The 3,118-nt window shown below is 42.2% G+C and carries 3 protein-coding genes and 1 pseudogene; all 4 read left to right on the top strand.

The window, feature by feature from the left end; genetic code table 11:
* Positions 1–406: 406 nt before the first annotated feature.
* Positions 407–787 (top strand): annotated as a pseudogene (locus tag MJ769_RS00665) (REP-associated tyrosine transposase); the annotation flags it as partial.
* Between the two features lie 333 nt (positions 788–1,120).
* Entirely contained in the window at positions 1,121–1,663 is a 543-nt protein-coding gene (locus MJ769_RS00660; protein ID WP_239233918.1) for a beta-lactamase hydrolase domain-containing protein, read from the top strand.
* Between the two features lie 325 nt (positions 1,664–1,988).
* Positions 1,989–2,135 (top strand): hypothetical protein, encoded by a 147-nt coding sequence (locus MJ769_RS00655; RefSeq protein WP_239233917.1) that lies wholly within the window; start codon positions 1,989–1,991, stop codon positions 2,133–2,135.
* 258 nt (positions 2,136–2,393) lie between these two features.
* On the top strand, positions 2,394–3,118 hold a 725-nt coding region (locus MJ769_RS00650; RefSeq protein WP_239233916.1), incomplete at its 3' end, for a hypothetical protein.

Genomic DNA, 3,118 nt, shown 5'->3' with positions numbered 1-3,118 from the left:
AAAACACAGCAAATTCGATTACAGAGATAGGGGATTTTTAGAGGTGCCCTTTAGACAGTTTCATAAGATTTCCTATAAGCAAGCAGTAGAGATGAGAAGCATTTTTCGATGGTTAGCATTATCCAACCCTACTTAAAATTGGCTAAATCGTAGATATTTGTTGATTCTTGATAACCATTTAATTATGAATGATTTTTTGTTAATTTCAAGAACATCTAACTATTTGATTAATGAACGATTGGCAAGCCTTAAAGTGGAAACTTAGCATTAAGCAGAATAAAGTGTAATGCCTATGAAGGTGTGGCGAAGCAATTCGAACGTGTTGTGGCCCAGCTTATGCATGGTATCGGGGTAAGAATGGATAAGGCAGAATTTCTCTGCCCTTTAGAGTGCTGAAGCAGCCGGAGGCACGTACTTCTTAACTGTTAATCTGGTTGAAAGGCGCTCCGATCTATTGGTGCGATATTTCGATGACTTGCGTGCGGCCATGAAAACGGTGAAAGACGCGCATCCGTTTGCACTTCTGGCGATGGTGGTGTTACCCGAACGCTTGCATGCGATAAGGTGCTTGCCACCGGACGATGCCGACTATCCGCTGCGCTGGTCGCTCATCAAGGCCGGGTTCTCGCGGCGGCTGGCAAAAGGCGAGCATATTCGTGCCAGCCGCCAAGCCAAGCGGGAGTGGGGTATTTGGCAGCGGCGATATTGGGAACATCAAATCCGGGATGAGACTGATCTTGCGCGACACGTCGATTACCTTCATTACAATCCCGTAAAACATGGCTAGGTCACTCGCCCTGTTGATTGGCCACATTCAACAGGGCATAGCACCATTGAGCGGGGAATGGCATAACCTTGACCCTGCCAGACGCTGATGTCTGGTTGTCAAATAACGCCGAGCCACTACAGATAAGTCACGACATCTTAGCTGTGCTATGAATATAATGGTCATTGAGTGGCCTGATATATTGAGGAGTTTGGAAGTGCTGCCATTCGATTTGCTTAAGAGCTGTAACGGCAATGCCTTGAGGTAGTTGTATTTAGCTTTTTGAACTTGCTTTTGCTGTGAAAACTTAATGTCGCGTTTTCTTATTAATTTATAACTCCAGGAGAAATGATCATGTTAAAAAATTTTTCAGCAGTCCTGCTAATAATCACTTCATTCGTTACTTTTTCACTACCGAGCGGGGCATCTGAAATACCTAAGGAATTGGAAGGGGTGCCGGGATTAAAGCACCCTTACACTAATCTCTATATAGCCGGTCAACCCAAACCAGATGATTTTGCAGCCTTCAATAAAGCAGGTGTGAAGAATGTCATTAACTTGCGCCCACCTAAGGAAATGCCCGATTTTAATGAAGCTGCAATTGTTACTAAATCAGGTATGGCTTATTACAATATTCCTATTGCTGATCGTTCTGATCTTACTAAAGAAAACGTCAGTTTATTGGATTCGTTGCTAACTAAATTAGAAAATGAAAAGGTATTAGTTCATTGTTCATCGGGTGTTAGAGTAGCTGCACTGATGACATTACGTGCGGCTTGGTTTCATGGTGCATCTATTGAAGATGCTATGAAACTAGGTGAAAGTTATGGCCTTACAAAATGGACTCCCGATGTTAAAAAACTACTAGATTCTGATGCGAACATTCTGAAGAAATGAATGTGGCTAGACGATACTCGTTAATGGCGGGTTAGCAGAACGTTCCATGACAATTTAGGCATGGTGTTGCCTGTGGGTTTTATTAACCAAGGTGTCAGATAGTTGCTGCTCTCGAAAGTTGTATAAGGGTCGGGAGTAAGCATTCGAACGCGGTAAGTTGGGCTCCGTAGGTTGGAGCTGAGCTTGCGATGCCCATCACACAGAGGGATGAATACTTGCGTTACCGCGTGCTGATGCAGCAGGAGGCACGTACTTCTTCACTGTTAATTTAACCGAACGGCGCTCCGATCTATTGGTACGGCATATCGACGATTTGCGTGCGGCCATGAAAACGGTGAAAGTCGCGCATCCGTTTGCACTTCAGGCGATGGTGGTGTTATCCGAGCACTTGCATGCGATATGGCGCTTGCCACCGGACGATGCCGACTATCCGCATAGCACCATTGAGTGGGGAATGGCAGCGTCGGATTGAGATGTGAAATAGGTGATGGCGTAGATGGTTACGGTAAGCGGTGAAAATGTTGGGCTTCATTTCATTCAACCTAACTACCGAGCTTTGTTTGTTGATACGAACCCCATAAGCCCCCCGTCAGTGCATTATGCTAAGCTTTTCATCGACGGTCGTCATTCATATTTCATTGGTAAACATGCGTTGTGTGCAAATTTATCTCAATTTAAATTGAGCATGGCCGTTAAAACAAGTTACTCATAACTTTTTTTGGTGATTGTCATGGAAGCGAATATATCAAACCTCTTATCTTCTAGGTATGCACCAACGCGAGATTATGAAAAGTCGTTACCTAGATCAAGTAATGAGCTCACTAATAACCACTCAAGACATTTGAGTAAAAATGATACTGTCTCTATTTCGAAACAAGCACAGTTATCTTATAGCCAATCACTAGCACGAGAAAGCAGCATAGAGATCACAACTCGTGATGGTGATAAAGTGTCGATAAATCTTTCTAGCAGCTCCAGTTCTCAAACAAGTATTAGCTATTCGGATATCCAGTCACAAAACTCTAGCAAAACAGCTTTAGCTCTATCAGCATCAGCCCAATCATCTTCGCAATATCAAATAAGTATTGAAGGTAATTTAGATTCAGACGAACGCGAAGCTATAAAGAATTTAATCAATGAAATCAGCGATGTTGCCAATAAAGTTTATGGCGGAAACATTGAGTCAGCATTTAAAGCAGCCAGCTCAATTGAATATAACAGTGATGAATTACAAGCTTATTCTTTCGATATTAAAGAAACTCGCACTCAACAATACATCGCGGCCTATGAAGAAGTTGCAAACTTGCAACCAAATTCACAATCAAAACCTAATTTCTCAAACAGTTCATTTAATTTATTAGATAAATTAAATGAACTTGCCAATAAAGCACTTGAACATCTGAATGAAGTTATTGAACCAAAGCAAATCGATTCATTGATCGAGAAAGCTTATAA

This window comes from Candidatus Nitrotoga sp. BS (genome assembly GCF_927797785.1).
Classification (GTDB): domain Bacteria; phylum Pseudomonadota; class Gammaproteobacteria; order Burkholderiales; family Gallionellaceae; genus Nitrotoga.
This window is presented reverse-complemented; position numbering and strand designations above follow the sequence as displayed.